The sequence below is a fragment of the Micromonospora sp. KC213 genome, from assembly GCF_004348325.1.
Taxonomy (GTDB): Bacteria; Actinomycetota; Actinomycetes; order Mycobacteriales; family Micromonosporaceae; genus Micromonospora.
The window spans coordinates 1-17,776 of sequence record NZ_SMKF01000072.1 but is presented as its reverse complement, the minus strand read 5'-3'; the positions used below and the strand labels follow the sequence as shown (position 1 = coordinate 17,776).

Sequence of the window (17,776 nt, the reverse complement as noted above, 5' to 3'; positions counted from 1 at the left end):
CCGGTGGCGCCTTCGTGGGGGCGTAGGGGTCCAGGTCGGAGCAGTGTGAGGTGTTGCCTGCCGCCATCGCCGGTGCCCGGGCTGGGTGGACCGGTGTCGATTGACAGTTGGGCACCCGGCGGACAGGATGTGTCATACGTGTGGCCGCGTGAACCGGGACAAGGTCGCTGGCTTGATGGTGGACCAATGCCAGCCGCCGGCACGGGATGTCGTCCTGGTTCCGGGCAGCGGGTCGGCGCCGTGGCCACAGTCTGCCGGCGTGGGCGCGCCGGCACCCTTCGATGACGGATGCCCGGCCGTAGGGCATCGCGTCAGCGACGAACCGACACGTCCCACCGCCAGCCCGGCCCGTCATCGGGCCATGGCGGCCCCTCACCCAAAGAACGGACCTCGCCATGGACACTTCCAGGGAGCATCGATGAGACCGGTGACCAGACTGTCGGCAGTCATGGCGGTGACAACGGCTCTGTCCGGCACCGCCGTCGTACTGGCACTCAGCGTGCACGCCGCGACGAGCCGCTACGAGGCGGAGTCGTCCCCCGCCGTCTGCGGCGGTACGGTCGCCTCCAACCACTCCGGATACTCCGGCAGCGGCTTCTGTGACACACCCAACCAGGTCGGCGCCGCCGTGACGTTCACGGTGAACGCGCCCGCGGCCGGCTCCGCGAACCTCGCCGTGCGCTTCGCCAACGGCAGCACGGCGAACCGGCCCGCGGACGTCAGCGTCAACGGGACGCTCGTGCAGTCCGGGCTCGCGTTCGAGGCCGCCAGCGCCTGGAACAACTGGGCGACCAGGAACCTGAGCGTGCAGCTGGCCGCGGGAACCAACACCGTGCGGCTGACCGCGACGACCGCCGGTGGGCTCGCCAACATCGACTATCTCGAGGTCACCACGACCGACGGTGGCGGCGACCCCTCGATCATGCGGGGCGCCGACGTGTCGACCGGGCAGCGGGCCAGTGACCTGGGTGCGCGGTACTACTACGCCGACGGTCGGCAGGGTGATCCACTGGACATTCTGCAGAGTGTGGGCGTGAACTATGTGCGGTTGCGGATCTGGAACAACCCGCGTAGTGGCTACAACAACAAGGACAAGGTGTTGCAGTACGCCCGGACGGTGAAGGCCAAGGGCCTGAAGCTGATGGTGGATTTCCACTATTCGGACACGTGGGCGGATCCGGGCAAGCAGTTCAAGCCGGCGGCGTGGGCGAGTCACGGGATCAACCAGCTGACCACGGACGTCTACGACTACACGTACGACGTGTGCACGAGTCTGAAGGCGCAGGGCACCGTGCCGGACAGTGTGCAGATCGGTAACGAGATCAACACGGGTATGTTGTGGGACGACGGTCGGGTGGTGAACAACAACTTCACCAACCTGGGGATGTTGCTCAAGGCCGGGTACAACGCGACGAAGGCGTGCAACAGCGGTACCCAGGTGGTGATTCACACCGCGAACGTGGAGAGCGGTGCCCGCTGGTTCTACGACGGTATCCGGGCCCAGGGTGTCCAGTGGGACATCACCGCCCTGTCGTACTACTGCTTCTGGCACGGCGGTCTGTCGAACCTGGCCAGTGTGGTGTCCGACATGCGCTCCCGGTACGGCAAACCGGTGATCATCGCCGAGACCGCGTACCCGTACACCACCGCCAACGCCGACAGCACCCGGAACGTGGTCACCAGCGGCTGCTCGGGCTATGCCACCACGCCCGCCGGACAACAGGCCAACTTCGCCGCCGTGCAGAACACCGCCCGCAACGCCGGTGCCATCGGTGTCTTCTACTGGGAGCCGAGCTGGTACGCCGTACCGGGCAACGGCTGGAACCCGACTGACATCAACAACTCGGGCAACGAGTGGGACAACATGGCCGTCTTCGACCGCAACGGCCGCCTCAACCCCAACATCCGCTGGCTACCGTGATGACGCCGCCCGGGCCGGTCACGGCCCGGGCGCTGCCAACCGGCCCGCCAGATCGGGCCGGGCAGTAACCCCCGGCCCGGTGACGACCCGGGTGAGCCGACCCACCGGCAGGCAGGTGGCCCGGTCGCCCGACGATGACGCCGCCCGGTCGCGGGCGGCGTCATCGTCCGTCCGCAGGCTGGGCGCACCCCGACGGCGGTCCGGGGGCGGCGACGGCGGAGCCGATATCGTCGGACCCGGCGACGACGTCGCGACCGGGAATGTGGTCGGCATGATCCCCGCGCTGGGCCACCCCGCACCCGAAGGAGCAGTACCCCTCATGCCTCGACACAGATACCGCACCGCGATCGTCGGCACCGGCGGCATCGCACACGCGCACGCGCAGGCGCTGCGGGCGTACGACGAGCGTGCCGAACTGGTCGCGGTGGTCGACGTCGACCCCGACCGGGCGCGAGAGTTCGCCGCCAGGTGGGCCGTGCCGAAGGTCTACACGGACCTCGCGGAGCTGCTCGCCGACGCACGACTCGACGTGATCCACGTGTGCACGCCACCCGTCTCGCACGCGCCGCTGGCCCTGCAGTGTCTGCGGGCGGGCGTCACCGTGCTGGTCGAGAAGCCCCCGGCGCTGTCGCTCGCCGAGCTGGACACCCTCGCCGCCGCCTGCCGGGCGTCCGGTGCGCACTTCGCCACCGTCTTCCAGCACCGCTTCGGCTCCGGCGCCGTCCGGCTTCGCGAGATGGCCGCCGCCGGCCGGCTCGGCCGCTGTCTGCTGGCCATCTGCCACACGTTGTGGTTCCGCGACGACGCCTACTTCGAGGTGCCGTGGCGGGGCAGGTGGGAGACCGAAGGCGGCGGACCGACCATGGGCCACGGCATCCACCAGTTCGACCTGTTGCTGTCCGTGCTCGGCCCCTGGGAGTCGGTGACCGCCGTCGCCGCCCGGCGCGCCCGCCGCGTCGACACCGAGGACGTGTCGATGGCACTGGTCACCTTCGCCGACGGTACCGTGGCGTCGGTGGTCAACTCGGTGCTCTCGCCCCGGCAGACCTCGGCGCTGCGGTTCGACTTCGAGTACGCCACCGTCGAGGTCGAGCACCTCTACGGCTACACCGACGACGACTGGACGATCACCTCGGCCCCAGGCCACGAGGGCGTGCGCACCGAGTGGGCGGCCACCCGGTCCGACACCGTCAGCGGCCATCCCGGGCAGCTCGCCGCCGTCTACGATGCCCTCGACGCCGGCGCCGCACCACCGGTCGGGCTCGTCGACACCCGCCGCACGATGGAGTTCGCCGCCGCGCTGTACGCCTCGGCGTTCACCGGCGAGCCGATTCGAAGCGGCCAGATCGACGCCGACCACCCCTTCGCCACGTGCATGAACGGAACAGGAACCCCATGGTGAACGACGACCGTCCGATGACCTTCCACCTCGACCACGCCGTGGGACGCGCCGTCGACGTCCGGGCCGGCGACGCAGCGCTGTTCACCTACGTGTACCGACCCGACACCGTACAGCTGGAATCGCCCAAGCCGTACCTGCATCCGATCCGTACCCTGGCCGGCGACGTCGTGTCCCTGTTCCGGCCGCACGACCACGTGTGGCACAAGGGCATCGCCTGGTCGCTGCCGAACGTGGGCGAACACAACTTCTGGGGCGGCCCCACCTACCTGCGCGGCCGGTCCTACGTGCAACTGGACAACAACGGCAGCGCCGTCCACCGCGGCATGACGGTGTTGGCCGCCACCGATGCGCGCGCCGACATCGCTCACCGTCTGGACTGGATCTCCCAGCAGGGGCAACAGGTCATCACCGAAGACCGCAGCCTCACGGCCACCGTCCTCGATGCCACCAGCTGGGTGCTGATCTTCGAGACCACGATGACCAACGTGTCCGGCGTGACCCTGAACATCGGCTCGCCGACCACGAAGGGCCGCGAGAACGCCGGTTACGGTGGTTTGTTCTGGCGCGGCCCACGCTCGTTCACCGGCGGATGCGTCCAGTCACCGTTCGGCACCGGCGGCGACGACCTGCGGGGCACCCGGGCCGAGTGGCTGGCCTTCCGCGGTCGCCACGACGAGACCGGCACCTCGTCGACGATCGTCATGATCGACGACACCGCGAACCCGCAGCACCCCCCGCAGTGGTTCACCCGCACCGAGGAGTTCGCCTGCCTGTGCCCGGCCCCCTTCTTCAGCGAGGAACTGCCCTTCGCGCCGGAGCAGGCCATCACCTTCCGCTACGCGGTGCTCGTCGCCAACGGCGACCACGGCACCGACGGCACGGCCGCCCTCGCCGACCAGGGTCGCCAGGCCCTGAACCGGTGGACGGCCCCGTCGCCCACCGGGGAACCGGCATGAACCGCACCCCGCCCTTCCCCGGCGGCACCTCCGTGAGCAGGCTGTCGGTGTACGCCAGCCCGTGCACCGACGGCCTGGCCGGAGGTACCCCCCATCTGCACACCGCCTCCACCGAGGCGTACGTCGTCATCGGCGGCGAGGGTGAACTGCAGACCCTCGACGCGTCCGGGTTCCGGTCGACGCCGCTGGCCGCCGGGACGACCGTCTGGTTCACCCCCGGCACCATCCACCGCGCGGTCAACCACGGCAACCTGCAGGTCGTCGTGGTGATGCAGAACGCCGGCCTGCCCGAGGCCGGCGACGCGGTGATGACCTTCCCACCCGAGATCGTCGCCGACGCCGCCCGCTACACGGCTGCGGCCACGCTGCCGGCCGACGCGTCGGCCGCGCAGGTCGACGAAGCGGTGCGACGGCGGCGGGACCTCGCCGTCAGCGGGTTCCGGCGGTTGGTGGCCAGCGCGGAGGCGGGAGACTTCGCGCCGCTGGAGCGGCTGTACGCCAGTGCCGTGGCGCTGGTGCGGCCGAGAGTCGCCGGCTGGCGTCGGACCTGGCAGGACACCGTCGAACGGGAAACCCGCCACACCGCCGACATCCTCGACGCGCTCGACCGCGGCGACGGCCACCACCTGCGGCGGTCCGTGCTGCTCGGTTCGCCGGCCAGCGAAGCCGCGCACTGGGGCATGTGCGGCCGGCTGCACACCCACGACGTCCACCGACCGGCGGTGCTGTCCGGACCGACCGACCCTGAACCGCCAACGCCGGAGGGGCTCACCTGACCAGTTGCCGTTCCCACGCCCACGCGGCGATCTCCACCCGGTTCCGGGCCGGAAGCTTGGCCTGCACGCTGGCCAGATGCGTCTTGACCGTGCCGACGGAGATGAACAACTCGGCCGCGATCTCGGCGTTGGTCATGCCCCGGGCGACGAGTTTCACCACGTCGAGTTCCCGGGGCGAGAGGGTGCCGGTGTCACCGTCGCGCGGCACGGACCGGTTGACGTGGGCGAGCAGCCGTAGGGTGATCGACGGGCTGATCATGGCGTCGCCGGACGCCGCCGCGCGGATCGCCTCGACGAGCAACGCCGGGCCCGAGTCCTTGAGGAGGAAGCCGCACGCCCCGTGGCGCAGCGCGGTGTGCACGTACTCGTCGAGGTCGAAGGTGGTGACCACGACGACCCGGACCGGGTCCGCGACGCCGGGACCGGTGAGCAGCCGCAGCGCGTCGAGACCGTCCATGCGTGGCATGCGGATGTCCAGCAGCGCCACGTCGGGGCGTAACCGGCGGGCGAGGGCGACCGCCTCGACGCCGTCGGCGGCCTCGCCGACGAGCTCCATGTCCGGCTGAGCGCCGATGATCATCCCGAAGCCGGTACGGACCATCGCCTGGTCGTCGGCGACCAGTACCCGGATTGTCATGCGCCCGGCCGGGCGTGCAGCGGCAACGCGGCCTCCACGGTCCACCCTCCCGTCGTGCCCGGCCCGGCGTAGAGCCGGCCGCCGAGCGCCCTGGCCCGCTCGTTGAGGCCGATGAGGCCGAAACCGGCGGGCTCCCGCCCGTGCCGGCCCGACGCCGCCGTCGGGGCGTCGTCGGTGACCTGCACCAGGAGCCAGTCCGGCGTGCGGTACAGGGACACGTCGACCACGCTGGCGTCGCGGGCATGCCGGCGTACATTGGTCAGCGCCTCCAGGATGATCCGGTACGCGGAGGAGTCCGCGTCCACCGGAAGCCCGTCCAGTACCCCGTCCACGTGCAGCCGGACCGGCGGACCACCCGAGGCGTTGAACCGTTCGACCAGTGGGGCCAGGTCCGCGGTCCGGGCCAGCGGAGCGATCGGCGACACCTCGCTGTCGCCCTGGCCGGCGGCGTCGCGGCGGTGCCCGTCGTCGCAGCTGCGCAGCACGCCGACCATCCCCCGCATGGCCGACATGGTCTCCGCGCCGGCCTGTTCGATGTCCATCAACGCCTGGATGGCCCGTTCCGGGTCCTGCTGGACGATCAGACGAGCGCCCTGCGCCTGCACCACGATGCCGGTGACGTGGTGCGCGATGAAGTCGTGCAGGTCGCGCGCGAACTCGGCCCGCTGGTGCAGGAGCACGTCGGCGAGTCGGCGTTTGCGCTGGGTGTCCAGGGAACGCAGGTAACTGCCCACGCCGACCACGGCTACGGCGATCACCCCGTAGTCGATGTTCTGGTGGTAGCGGTTCGGCAGCTCCAGGTCGGGCATGACCCGCAGCGGCTGGGCCGTGACGGCCGCCACGCCGGCGACGACCGCCACCAGCGTGAGCCGCCCGGCACCTCGGCGGGTGACCACGAGCAGGGACAGCAGGAGAGCCACCGCCTCGGCGGCACCCCAGAACCCGCGCAGTCCCCGCAGCCCGGGCAGCAGTGAGAGCGCGCTGACCGCCAGCGAGCCGCCGAACAGCAGCAGGGCCCAGGTCGTCAGGCGCCGGGCGTGGTGCTGGTGGCGCGGCACCCACACCAGGGTGGCGGCCGCGGCGAGTACCACGGAGGCGGGCATCAGCGGCAGCGACTGCTGCTCGACGTCGTGCCGAATCAGAGCCGCGCCGACCAGCAGCATCACCAGCCGGGTCAGCCGGAACAACCAGGTCCTGCCGTCATCACGTGCCATCGCCGGGTCAGGGTACGCAGCCGGCGTCGGCTTGTGGATCAGCCAAAAGGCAGAGGGGCCGGGCCTGATCCTGTCTGCCGGCGGATGTGGGTGCGGTGTGCCGACCGGCAGGCTACTGGCGACATGCCCCGAAGATGCGGAGGATTGGTGCAAACCGAATATTTTCCGGAAGTCCCGTCGACCCGGCCCAGTGTCGCCGTCGCCGTCGCCGCGGTCGATCTGGTGAAGGTGTACGGCAAGGGGGAGACGGAAGTGCGGGCGCTGGACGGCGTCACGGTCAGTTTTCCCCGGGCCCGGTTCACCGCCATCATGGGCCCGTCCGGGTCCGGTAAGTCCACGCTCATGCACTGCCTGGCCGGCCTCGAACAGGCCACGTCGGGGCAGGCCCTGCTCGGCGGCACCGACCTGACCGTCCTACCGGACCGGGTGCTCACCCGGGTGCGCCGCGAGCGGATCGGGTTCGTCTTCCAGTCGTTCAACCTCCTTCCGCAACTGACCGCGCGACAGAACATCACGCTTCCGCTCGACCTGGCCGGGCGACGGCCGGACCCGGCCCGCCTCGGCGACCTGATCGCCGTGCTCGGTCTGGGCGAGCGGCTGGACCACCGGCCCAGCGAACTGTCCGGCGGGCAGCAGCAGCGGGTGGCACTGGCCCGTGCGCTGGTCACCGAGCCCGACGTGCTCTTCGCCGACGAACCGACCGGCGCCCTGGACTCCCGGACCGGCCAGGAGGTGCTCGAACTGCTGCGCCGGTCCGTGCGGCAGTTCGGCCAGACCGTCGTGATGGTCACCCACGACCCGGGCGCCGCGGCGTACGCCGACCGGGTGGTCCTGCTGGCCGACGGCCGGATCGCCGGCGAAATCGACGAGCCGGATCCGCGGTCGGTGACCGAGGCCCTGCGCCGGCTGGCGGTGCCGGCATGATCCTGCGTACCCAGGTGCGAGCCCTGGTCCGCCGCCCCGCCCGGGCGCTGCTGACCGGCCTGGCGCTCACCATCGCCGCCGGCGCGGTCTTCGGCACGGTCCTGGCGCATCAGGTGACGCGGCAGGTGGTCGTGGAGCAGCTGAGCCAGACTCCCACGGCGACGGACCTGGTCGTGGGGGCCAATCCGGCACTGGACACGCTGGAGAAGGTACGCGCGGTGCCCGGCGTAATCGAGGCGACCGGCCGCGTCGACGACTTTGCCGAGCTGGATCGGACCTCCTCGGCGTACCTGCAGATCAGCGCCGACCCCGGCACGGGGCCGTTGGCCAAGGTGCGTCTGGTGCAGGGCAGGTATCCGAGCGCACCCGGCGACGTGGCGCTCACCCGGCGTACCGCCGACCGGTTGCGGTTGCCCGTCGGGACGTCGTTCGGCCTGCTGATCGGCACCGCGGACACCGACGATCCCGAGCCCGCGCGCCCCGTCGTGCGGGCCACCGTCACCGCCATGGTGGAGGGCGACGACGACACCGCGTACACCACGGACGTTCTCGCCACCCGGTTGGCCGCGGTGGATGGTTGGACGCAGATCGACGTACGGGTGGCACCCGGCGTCTCCGTCGACGCGGTGCGGGCGAAGGTGGCGGCCGTCGTGGGCCCCGACGCGCGGGACAGCATCGCCACCGGTGCCGAGGCTCGGGCCAGGGAACAGCGGGCGGCGCTGGCCGACATTGACGCCGTCTTCGTCGCCATGTCGCTGTTCGTGCTGCTCGCCATCGTCGCCGCCGCGCTGGTGACCGCGTCCACGTTCCGGATCGTCTTCGCCCAGCGCCTTCGTCAGCTGGCGCTGCTGCGGGCCGTCGGCGCGGACCGGCGCAAACTGGCCCGGGCCCTCGCCGCGGAAGGTGCCCTCACCGGGCTGGTGGCCGCGGTGCTCGGCGTGTTCGCCGCCACGGCGCTGGGGCTGCTCGCCCCCCTGGTGCTGCGCGGCTTCGACATCGACGCACCCCGGTTCGATTTTCCGGTCGGCGCCGCCCTCGCGGTGGTTGCCGGGACGGTACTGATCACGATGCTCACCGTGCTCGCGCCCGCATTCGCGGCCGCCCGCGTCGCCCCGCTGGAGGCGTTGCGGACGGCGAGCACCACCTCTGGCCAACGGGGAATCGGTGTCGCGCGGACCGTCCTCGGCGCGCTGGTCGCCGGTGGGGCCGTGGCCGGCGCCGCCGGCGGTGCCGTGATCGTCCTCGGCGACAGCCGTGGCGACGATGGGAACGCAACCGCGTTGCTGTTGGTTGTCGGTTCGTTCGCCCTGGCGTTCCTGGCGCTCGTCGTGCTCGGCCCGGTGGTGGTGCGGCCGGTACTGACGGTGGTGAGCTGGCCGCTGCGGCGACAGGGCGCGATCGGGCGGCTGGCGAGCAGCGGGGTGGGCGCTGCGCCGCGCCGCGCCGCGTCCGTCAGCGCGGTGGTCGCGCTCGGCGTCGCCCTCATCGCCCTCACCCTGGTTGTCGGCGCCACCACGCAGGCAGCCACGGACCGGAAGACCGCCTCGATGGCCCCCGAGGACTTCAATCTGACCGCCGTCGACGGCGCCGTGGTGCCGGACGGCGTGGTCAAGGCGGCCCGGGCCCGGCCGGAGCTGACCGCGGTCGTGCCGTACCGCACCGCCACGGTGCGGGTCGGCGTGTCGCAGTCCAAGGTGCTGGCCACCGACCTCGACCTGCGTCAGCTCGCGCCCCAGTCGTCGGCGCCCGCTCCGCGACCCGCTCCCGATCCGCGCCACCCGCAGGCGAACGCCACGGCGGGCATGCCGGGGGCTGGGCACGCCGCGCTGGACCAGCGGGTGGCGAGGGCGGCGGGGGTACGCCCCGGCGACTCCGTCACCGTGGCGGCGGGTGACCGTACGATCGCCCTCCGGGTCGCGGTGATCCTCGACGCCACCCCGCTGGGCACGGGGATGATCGTCAGCGCGGCCGACCTGGACCGGCTCGGTGTCCGGCCGGGGGCCACCGGGTTGCTGGCCAACGCGGCCCGTTCCGGCGAGTCGGGCCGCACCGCGGCGTACCAGGCGCTGGAGTCCATCAGCCCGGCCGGCCAGGGGGTCCGGCTGTCGGTGCTCGCCGATCTGCGGGACGAGACGCGCGAGAGCAACACGATGGTGATCGCAGTGCTGCTGGCCCTGATCAGTCTCACCGTGGTCGTGGCGGTCGTCGGCGTGGGCACCACCACCGCGCTGTCGGTGGTGGAGCGGGTCCGCGAGTCCGGGCTGCTGCGGGCGGTCGGCCTGTCACGGGCCGGGCTCACCGTCATGCTGACCACCGAAGCGGCGCTGTACGGCCTGTTGGGTGCGACGATCGGCGTCCTGCTCGGGTTGCCGTACGCCGCGATGGCGATCAAGGTCTTCCACCGTACGGTGCCGGTGGAGCTGCCCTTCGGCCAGCTCGCCGTCGCCGTGGTGGTCCTGACCGCGCTGACCGCGCTGGCCGGACTGCTCCCGGCCCGCCGCGCCGCGCGGGTCAACCCGATCGAGGCGCTCGCCACGGACGGTTGACGACGCCGACACCTCGACCAGAAGTGCAACGTTTGGTTGCGCGATGACGGTGTCGCGGGTACCGTCATGTGCAACCAAACGTTGCAGGAGGATGTCATGGAGTTCGGCAGCATCGAGCGCGAGATCTACGTCGAGGCATCGCCCGAGATCGTCTTCGACGTGGTGAGCAGCCCCAACCACCTCCGGCAGTGGTGGCCGGACGACGCCCGGTACGACCCGACGCCCGGGTCGGTGGGGGAGATCGTCTTCGGCGACCGCGACGCCGGCGGCACGGTGGTCCCGTTCACCGTCGTCGACGCGCGACCGCCGAAGCTGTTCTCGTTCCGCTGGACGCACCCGGTCGGCGAGGCGGCGGCGGCAGGCAACTCGCTGCTGGTCACCTTCGACCTGGCCCCCTCGGGCAGCGGGACGCTGCTCCGGATGACCGAGACCGGCTTCCGTGAGCTGGGTTGGGAGGCCGCTGTCCTGGAGCAGCAGTACCAGGAGCACGGCACCGGATGGGACTTCTTCCTGGCGCGCCTGGCGCCGTACGTCGCGACGCTGGGGGTGCGGCGATGAACGCGGCGGTTGCCGAGCAGGTCGACGACAGCCTCTGGTCCGCGATCGGGGATCCCACCCGGCGGCGGATGCTCGACCTGCTGCTCGTCGAGGGCGACGGCACCGCGACCACGCTGAGCCAGCGGATGCCGGTCACCCGGCAGGCGGTGGCCAAGCACCTCGGCGTCCTCGACCGGGTTGGTCTGGTCCGGGCGACCTCCGCCGGTCGGGAGAAGCGGTACCGGGTGGACGAGGCCCAGCTCGCCCGCGCGGCGGCGCAGCTGTCTTCGGTCGGGTCGACCTGGGACGCCCGGCTGCAGCGGATCAAGCGGATCGCCGAGGCGATCCAGCGCACCCAACAGGACTGACTGCAGGACCAACCGGGATCAGGGGGAGTCGAGATGGTGGACATCCTGCACCGCGTCGGATCAAGACCCCGGCGCCGCACAAGGTGTACGACGCGCTGACGACCGTGGAGGGTCTGGCCAGATGGTGGACCGACGACACGAAGGGCGACGGCGATGTCGGCGGTGTCCTCCGGTTCCGGTTCCCGGTCGGTGGCTTCGACATGGAGGTCGTCGAGCTGCGGCCGTCCGAGCGCCACGTCGCGCCGGCCACCACCGTCGGACGTGGCACGATGTCGCGGGTGACCAGCAGAACCCCTGAGGAGCAGCGGCTGCGCGACCTCGCGCGACTGCGCCGCGTCCGCGACCGGATCGACCGGGAGTACGCGCAGCCGCTGGACGTCGAGGCGCTCGCCCGCGGCGTGAACATGTCGGCCGGGCACCTCAGCCGCGAGTTCCGGCTCGCCTACGGCGAGTCGCCGTACTCCTATCTGATGACCCGGCGCATCGAACGGGCGATGGCGCTGCTGCGCCGGGGAGACCTCAGCGTCACCGAGGTCTGTTTCGCGGTCGGCTGCGCGTCCCTGGGAACCTTCAGCACCCGCTTCAGCGAACTGGTCGGTATGCCGCCGAGCACCTACCGGCGCGAGGCGGCGCGCGCGACCGCGGGTCTGCCGTCCTGCGTGGCGAAACAGGTGACCAGACCGATCAGGAATCAAGAAGCCCGGGTCGACAGGTCACACCTAGCCTGATCGTCATGGACATCACCATCCACACCAGCTTCCTCCCGCACGTCGACCCGGACGCCTCCCTGGCCTTCTACCGCGACACCCTCGGCTTCGAGGTCCGCAAGGACGTCGGGCAGGGCACCATGCGCTGGATCACCGTCGGCCCGGCCGGTCAGCCCGACACGTCCATCCTCCTGGCGCCGCCGGCCGCCGACCCCGGCATCACCGAGGACGAGCGCCGCACCATCGTCGAGATGATGGCCAAGGGCACCTACGGCTGGATCCTGCTGGCCACCCGGGACCTCGACGGCGTCTTCGAGAAGGTCCAGGCCGGCGACGCCGAGGTCGTCCAGGAGCCGACCGAGCAGCCGTACGGCATCCGCGACTGCGCCTTCCGTGATCCCGCGGGCAACCTCGTCCGCATCCAGCAGCTGCCCTGAGCCGTTCGGCGATGTCCGAGGTCCGCGACGGTGTCCGGGGGCGGGCCGGCAAACCGGGATGCGCCGCCGTGGCCGCGCCTCGTCGGGCCGCTGACCAGGCCGACATTTCTCCGAATAATCCACTGGACGATCACTGGACGAAGACTTCTTGGTGTCGGCCGGCGCGGGATGCCAGCGTCATGCGCAACCAACCCCACAGCAGAGAGGGAGCACTCTTCGTGCGCATTTCGCAGAAGATCGCCGCGCTGGGACTCGCGTCGACCGCCGCGACCGCGGGAGCCCTGGTCAGCGCCGCACCCGCACAGGCGGCGCTCTACGGCGGGCAGTGCGGCTCCGGCTACAACGTCGTCAACCTGATCGACCTGCCCGACCTTCGGGGCACGGTGTACCTGACCTACAGCGCGTCGACCAGGAAGAACTGCGTCGTCACGCTGCGGGAGCGGCCGGGGACCGCCACCCTCATGGAGGCGTACCTGCGCCGTTCCGGCACGTCCTCCTGGGTGAAGGACAGCGGCGACTACACCACCTACGCCGGGCCGGTCTACGTCTCGGCGGCGGGCTCCTGCGTCGACTGGGGCGGCACCATCGGGACGGCCTCGCGGACCCGCACCGGCACCAACTGCGGCTGACCCGACCGACTACAGCAAGCACCGGAGGAAACACATGAAGCTCGTCAAGACCGCCGCCGCGACCGTGGCCTGCACGGCCACCATGGTGGCCGGAGCGTTGGCCGTGGCCACCCCGGCGTACGCGGCAACCTACGCCGGTGAGTGCGGGTCCGGCTACGGAGTGGTGAACTCCGCCGCGATCGGTTCCAAGGGGACGGTGTTCCTCACCTACAGCGCCTCCACCGGCAGGAACTGCGTCATCGCCAAGCGGAACTCGGCCGGTTCGGCGGTGCTCATCGAGGCGGGGCTGGCGGTGAGCCCGGTCGGTACCCACTGGACGGCCTTCGACGGCGGTCACTACACGTCCTACGCCGGTCCGATCTACCTGTCCGCGGCGGACAAGTGCGTGGACTGGATGGGCCGGATCAGCGGCACCGAGGGTGGCAAGCGCCGTACCAACTGCGGCTGATCCGTCCCGAAGCCCCCGGGTGAGCCGTTCCGGCGACCGTGTGCGCCGTAACGGTCCGGGGGCGGGAACGATCACCGGGCGCAGCCCGTCGTGCGACACGGCACCGGCGGGCTGCGCCCTCCGCACGTACCGGGTCGGCGCGGAGGCTACGAACCGCCGACCGGTACGTCCAGGAAGACCGGACGCTTGAGCGGGAACAGCGTCCGTCCCTGCTCGTCGGCCATCTTCCAGTAGATCCTGCAGGTTCCGGGTGTGCCGGGGGTCCGGACGGACACCGCGATGTCCACGGCCTCACCGGGCCGGGTCTGGGGGATGGGTACCACCTGCGGCGTCTGGCAGGGATCGTCGTTGACCCGGGCCAGGAAGCGGTTGGCCCAGATCACCGTGCCCGTGTTGCGGATCCGCCAGACCTTGGTGAACGAGGAGTTCGGGGGCACCAGAGTCCCGTCGGGGTAGGTGACGTCGCCCTCGAACCGGGAGTCGTCCCGATCCGGCGTGCCGGCGACCGCCGCCGCCCCGTCGGTGCCCGCCCGCCGGCCGACGACGAACACGACGGCGCCGGTGAGGAGAGCCAGGGCCGCCGCCACGGTGGCGACGAGGTGCCGGCGACCGCGCGGCCGGGGTACGGGCGATGCCGGTGTGGCGGCGGGAGCAGTCCGCTCCCGTCCCCGCTCACGGCCGTCCCCCGGTGCGCCGGTGTCGCCGGCCGGCCCGACCTCCTCGATCCCGCCGGTCCCGGTGGAGAGCGTCCCCACCGACGTCGTCGCTCCCGTCGACGCAAGGGGCGGCTGGGGTGCCCCGGGCAGCGGCATCAGCCCGGTGGCCGGCACCGCGTCGGCCGTCGGCGCGGTGCCGGTCGGGTGCTGCGCGGCCCTGGCCCGCAGCCAGCGTTCCCGCCACTGCCGCTCGGCGTCCACCGGGTCGTGGCCCAGCCGGTCGACGGCGAGAACGCGGACGAACTCCCAGGTCGTCTCCCAACTGGGCAGACTTCGGCCCTGCGCGGCGGCGGCCAGCGACGACTTCGAGGCGGCCGCGCCCAAGCGCGCGGACATCTCCTCGTACGAGGGATCGCCCGCCTCCTGCCGCAACCGCCAGAGGCGGTCGGCGAACGCGCCCACCGGGCCGGAGTCGGGATCGGGCGGTGTCGGCCGTCGCCCGCGTCGGCGCGGCACCCGCCGCGCACCCTGCGCTTCTTTCTCCACTTCCTCCACCTTCGGCAGCACCGACCACACCCGCCTGACCGCGCGGTTGCCCAAGATCACGATACCTGCCGACCCTCCACAGCGGAGCTGAACCCGGGCCGGTCGACCGCCCCGGCCCGGGTGCCGCCGGCGTGCCGGCGGGGCCGCTCAGCGCAGGCGGTCGACCTGCTGAAGGAGCACGTGCAGCCGCTGCGGCGAGGGTGCCAGGCGGTACCCCGGCAGCACCCCCGGCCCGCAGGACGCGGTGCCGACCCCGCTGACGGCGGCGTCCACCGAGATCCAGGTCTCGGTCGCCGCCGGCAGTTCGTGGTCGTGCCGGGTGGCGGCGACCACGGCCCGGGACCAGGGGCGAACGGTCAGCGGCAGGCCGGCGCCGCGGACCCGCAGCGCCCGGGTGTCCAACTCCACCGTCGCCTCGTCCACCCGACGCGCTCCGTGCTCCTGCGGGCGGACCGTCCGTACCGCGTAGTCGTCGCGGTCGGCGACGAACGAGCCGTAGCGGGCCGCCTGACCGGTGTCCGGGTACTGGGGGCCCGGTCCCCAACCGGTCCAGCTCACCCGCGTCGTCGGCTCGGCGAGGCGCAGGTCGACCCCGACCCGGCCCCAGTCGCACGGCCATGAGCCGTACGGTTCGACGGTGAGGTCGAGCGCCAGGGCGGTGCCGTCGCTCGTCCACCGCCAGGTCACGTCGACTCCGGCGTCGAGCACGGGAGGACCGGTCCTGGTCCGCACGACGAGCGCGGGCCCGTCCTCGCCGACCTCGACCAGGCGGGTACGCAGATCGTCCAGCCGGGCCGCGGCCCACCGATCGGCGACCGGCGGCAGATCCGGCTCTTCCGAGGCGACACCGCGGTCGTTCTCGGTCGGTGCCCGCCACAGGCTCACCGCCACGTCGTGCAGCGCCAACTCCCCGAGCCGGACCGGCATGCCGGTACGTTCGTCGAACGCGGCGGGTCCGAGTTCGACCAGGCCGCCGCCGATCCGTCGGGGCGCAACCGGATCGTTCTCGAGCGCGGCGACCGGGCGGGCCGGGACGTGCTGGGTCCAGGCGACCTCGTGTCCGGCCGGGCAGCCGTCGCCGGCCGCCCGCCGGCGCAGCAGCACGGTCACCGTGGTCGCCAGGGCCGACGGCGGTAGGTGCAGCGGCACGACCGCGCTGCCGCCCGCCGGCACCTCGGGCAGTGGGATCGGCGTTCCCGCCCCGGACCCGTCCCCGTCGCTCGTCCAGACCGCCTCCAGGTGCGACAGGTCCAGGCTGTGGTAGCGGTTGACCACGGTGAGCGTCGACAGGTCCGGGGCCAGGTCCAGACTCACCGGAGCGAACACCCGCGCCAGGTCCGCCAGGGCCGGCCCCGGGGTCTTGTCGGCGTGGACCACCCCGTCCACCACGAAGCTGCCGTCGTGCACCCGCTCGCCGAAGTCACCCCCGTAGAGCTGCACGGGCCGTCCGTCGTCGGTGGTCCCGCCGGCCAGGGCGTGCTCCACCCATTCCCAGATGAATCCGCCAGCCAGGCGCGGATACCGGTGGAACAGGTCCTGGTACTCGCTGAGGCCGCCGGGGCCGTTCCCCATGGCGTGCGCGTACTCGCACAGCATGAAGGGCAGCCGCCGCCGGTGCTGCTCGTCGGGGTCGGTGAAGGTCTCGGCGGGTGGCTCGGTGGCGATCGCCTCCACCTCCGGCACGGAGGCGTACATCCGCGAGTACACGTCCACGTGCCGGGAGCGCCAGTCGCCCTCGTAGTGCACCAGGCGGTCGGGGTCACGGTCCCGGGTCCACTGGGCGATCGCGTCGAGGTTCGCCCCGGTGCCGGCCTCGTTGCCCAGCGACCACAGCAGGATGCTGGGGTGGTTCTTGTCCCGTTCCACGGTGCGCCGCATCCGGTCGTGGTAGGCCGGCAGCCACTGCGGGTCGTCGCTCGGGTTGCCCCGCCAGCCCACCCGCTCGAAGCCGTGGGTCTCCAGGTCGTTCTCCAGGATCACGTAGAAGCCGAGTTCGTCGGCGAGGTCGAGGAACTCGGCCCGGGGCGGGTAGTGCGAGGTCCGTACGGCGTTGACGTGGTGCTGCTTCATCAGCAGCAGCTCGGCACGGGCCGTCGCCAGGTCCACCACCCGGCCCCGGTGCGGGTCGTGCTCGTGCCGGTTGACGCCCCTGAACAGCAGCGGGGTGCCGTTGAGCAGGAGCGTGGCGTCCTCGACGGTGACGGTGCGGAAACCGATGCGCAGGTGCACCGTCTCGGTGGCAGTCGCTACCTGCGCGTCGTACAGCACGGGAGTCTCGGCGGTCCACGGCGCGACCGACGGCAGACGGTGCTCCACGCCGGCGGCGACCCCGTGCAGATCGAGCGCCGGCACGCTGATCGTCGCCGGCGCGTCGGCGCCCTCCTCCAGCTCCACCTCCACCCGCAGCGTGCCGGAGCCGTCGCGGTGGTCGTAACCGGCGTGTACGAAGACGTCCCGCACCCCGCCCTGTGGACGGGCCAGGAGCGTGACGCTGCGGAAGATGCCGGGCATCCACCACATGTCCTGGTCCTCGAGATAACTGTGGGCGGACCACTGCGCCAGGCGGACCGCCAGCACGTTGGTTCCTGGCCGGAGCACGCCGGCGCACGGCAGCTCGGTGGTGAGGCGGCTGCCGCGCAGCGTGCCCAGTTCCACGCCGTTCAGCCAGACCGTGGCCGCGCCGTCGACGCCCTCGAACCGCAGCACCGTGGGGTGGGCCAGCACCTCCGGCGCGGCGACCAGTTCCAGCCGGTGGTCGGCGACCGGGTTGTCGTCCGGAGGGAACGGCGGGTCGACCGGGAACGGGTAGTCGACGTTCGCGTAGATCGGGGAGCCGTGTCCCTGCAACGGAAGGTGCCCGGGAACGGTCACCGGGGACCAGTCCGCCGGGTCCAGCCGCGCGTCGGGCTGCTGCCAGCCGTCGTCGACGGCGTGTCGCGGCGACGGGTGCAGCCGCACCTGCCACGTGCCGTCGAGCAGCTGCCGGGGGGCGTCGGAGTGCAGGTGCGCGCGGGGCGGCAGGGCACCACGGCCAGGCAGCGGGGCGGCGAGGTCGGCGAGAAGCGGGATGGC

Annotated in this window: 16 protein-coding genes and 2 pseudogenes; 14 read left to right on the top strand and 4 right to left on the bottom strand. The window is 72.1% G+C overall.

The genetic code is table 11. The features are described from left to right. Positions 1-127: 127 nt before the first annotated feature. From E1166_RS32700 to E1166_RS16320, 5 genes and pseudogenes are all read left to right on the top strand, one after another. Positions 128-880, top strand: a pseudogene (locus E1166_RS32700) (CBM35 domain-containing protein); the annotation flags it as partial. Then, complete coding sequence (locus E1166_RS16335) at positions 872-1,921, top strand: glycosyl hydrolase 53 family protein (protein WP_243705942.1); 1,050 nt, start codon at positions 872-874, stop codon at positions 1,919-1,921. The pseudogene E1166_RS32700 and the gene E1166_RS16335, both read left to right, overlap by 9 nt. 319 nt (positions 1,922-2,240) lie before the next feature. Continuing rightward, entirely contained in the window at positions 2,241-3,323 is a 1,083-nt protein-coding gene (locus E1166_RS16330; RefSeq protein ID WP_132339833.1) for a Gfo/Idh/MocA family oxidoreductase, read from the top strand. Further along, positions 3,320-4,279 carry a PmoA family protein gene (locus E1166_RS16325; protein WP_207914269.1) on the top strand — a complete coding sequence of 320 codons (960 nt, stop codon included), beginning with the start codon at positions 3,320-3,322 and terminating at the stop codon, positions 4,277-4,279. Before E1166_RS16330 ends, E1166_RS16325 begins: the two co-directional genes overlap by 4 nt. After that, positions 4,276-5,055: a cupin domain-containing protein gene (locus tag E1166_RS16320; RefSeq protein WP_132339831.1), complete on the top strand. Its 780-nt coding sequence runs from the start codon at positions 4,276-4,278 to the stop codon at positions 5,053-5,055. Before E1166_RS16325 ends, E1166_RS16320 begins: the two co-directional genes overlap by 4 nt. Here the strand turns inward: E1166_RS16320 and E1166_RS16315 are convergent. After that, positions 5,048-5,692, bottom strand: coding sequence for a response regulator transcription factor (locus tag E1166_RS16315; protein ID WP_132339829.1), 645 nt, complete (start codon positions 5,690-5,692; stop codon positions 5,048-5,050). The genes E1166_RS16320 and E1166_RS16315 overlap by 8 nt on opposite strands. After that, a complete protein-coding gene (locus E1166_RS16310) occupies positions 5,689-6,906 on the bottom strand; it encodes a histidine kinase (RefSeq protein ID WP_132339827.1) in 1,218 nt (405 codons plus the stop codon). The genes E1166_RS16315 and E1166_RS16310 overlap by 4 nt, the downstream gene beginning before the upstream one ends. 147 nt (positions 6,907-7,053) lie before the next feature. Here E1166_RS16310 and E1166_RS16305 point away from each other — a divergent pair, with 147 nt between their 5' ends. The 9 genes and pseudogenes from E1166_RS16305 to E1166_RS16270 all read left to right on the top strand — a co-directional run bounded on the left by E1166_RS16305 (position 7,054) and on the right by E1166_RS16270 (position 13,502). Next, complete coding sequence (locus tag E1166_RS16305; RefSeq protein ID WP_243710380.1) at positions 7,054-7,830, top strand: ABC transporter ATP-binding protein; 777 nt, start codon at positions 7,054-7,056, stop codon at positions 7,828-7,830. Next, a complete protein-coding gene (locus tag E1166_RS16300; protein ID WP_132339823.1) occupies positions 7,827-10,376 on the top strand; it encodes an ABC transporter permease in 2,550 nt (849 codons plus the stop codon). The genes E1166_RS16305 and E1166_RS16300 overlap by 4 nt, the downstream gene beginning before the upstream one ends. Positions 10,377-10,472: 96 nt before the next feature. Next, positions 10,473-10,934 carry an SRPBCC family protein gene (locus tag E1166_RS16295; RefSeq protein ID WP_132339821.1) on the top strand — a complete coding sequence of 154 codons (462 nt, stop codon included), beginning with the start codon at positions 10,473-10,475 and terminating at the stop codon, positions 10,932-10,934. Next, a complete protein-coding gene (locus tag E1166_RS16290; RefSeq protein WP_132260395.1) occupies positions 10,931-11,281 on the top strand; it encodes a winged helix-turn-helix domain-containing protein in 351 nt (116 codons plus the stop codon). The genes E1166_RS16295 and E1166_RS16290 overlap by 4 nt, the downstream gene beginning before the upstream one ends. A gap of 33 nt (positions 11,282-11,314) precedes the next feature. After that, positions 11,315-11,514: pseudogene (locus tag E1166_RS30980) on the top strand (SRPBCC domain-containing protein); the annotation flags it as partial. Between the two features lie 36 nt (positions 11,515-11,550). Next, positions 11,551-12,009: a helix-turn-helix transcriptional regulator gene (locus tag E1166_RS16285; protein ID WP_207914271.1), complete on the top strand. Its 459-nt coding sequence runs from the start codon at positions 11,551-11,553 to the stop codon at positions 12,007-12,009. A 5-nt stretch (positions 12,010-12,014) separates the two neighbouring features. Continuing rightward, a complete protein-coding gene (locus E1166_RS16280; RefSeq protein WP_132339819.1) occupies positions 12,015-12,425 on the top strand; it encodes a VOC family protein in 411 nt (136 codons plus the stop codon). 218 nt (positions 12,426-12,643) lie between these two features. Continuing rightward, positions 12,644-13,054 carry a spore-associated protein A gene (locus tag E1166_RS16275; RefSeq protein ID WP_207914267.1) on the top strand — a complete coding sequence of 137 codons (411 nt, stop codon included), beginning with the start codon at positions 12,644-12,646 and terminating at the stop codon, positions 13,052-13,054. A gap of 34 nt (positions 13,055-13,088) precedes the next feature. Then, positions 13,089-13,502 (top strand): spore-associated protein A, encoded by a 414-nt coding sequence (locus E1166_RS16270; protein ID WP_132260386.1) that lies wholly within the window; start codon positions 13,089-13,091, stop codon positions 13,500-13,502. 146 nt (positions 13,503-13,648) lie between these two features. Here E1166_RS16270 and E1166_RS16265 read toward each other — a convergent pair whose 3' ends face one another. After that, positions 13,649-14,764, bottom strand: coding sequence for an NBR1-Ig-like domain-containing protein (locus E1166_RS16265; protein ID WP_132339817.1), 1,116 nt, complete (start codon positions 14,762-14,764; stop codon positions 13,649-13,651). An 87-nt stretch (positions 14,765-14,851) separates the two neighbouring features. After that, the coding region (locus tag E1166_RS16260) for a glycoside hydrolase family 2 TIM barrel-domain containing protein (protein WP_207914265.1) at positions 14,852-17,776 on the bottom strand (2,925 nt) is incomplete at its 5' end.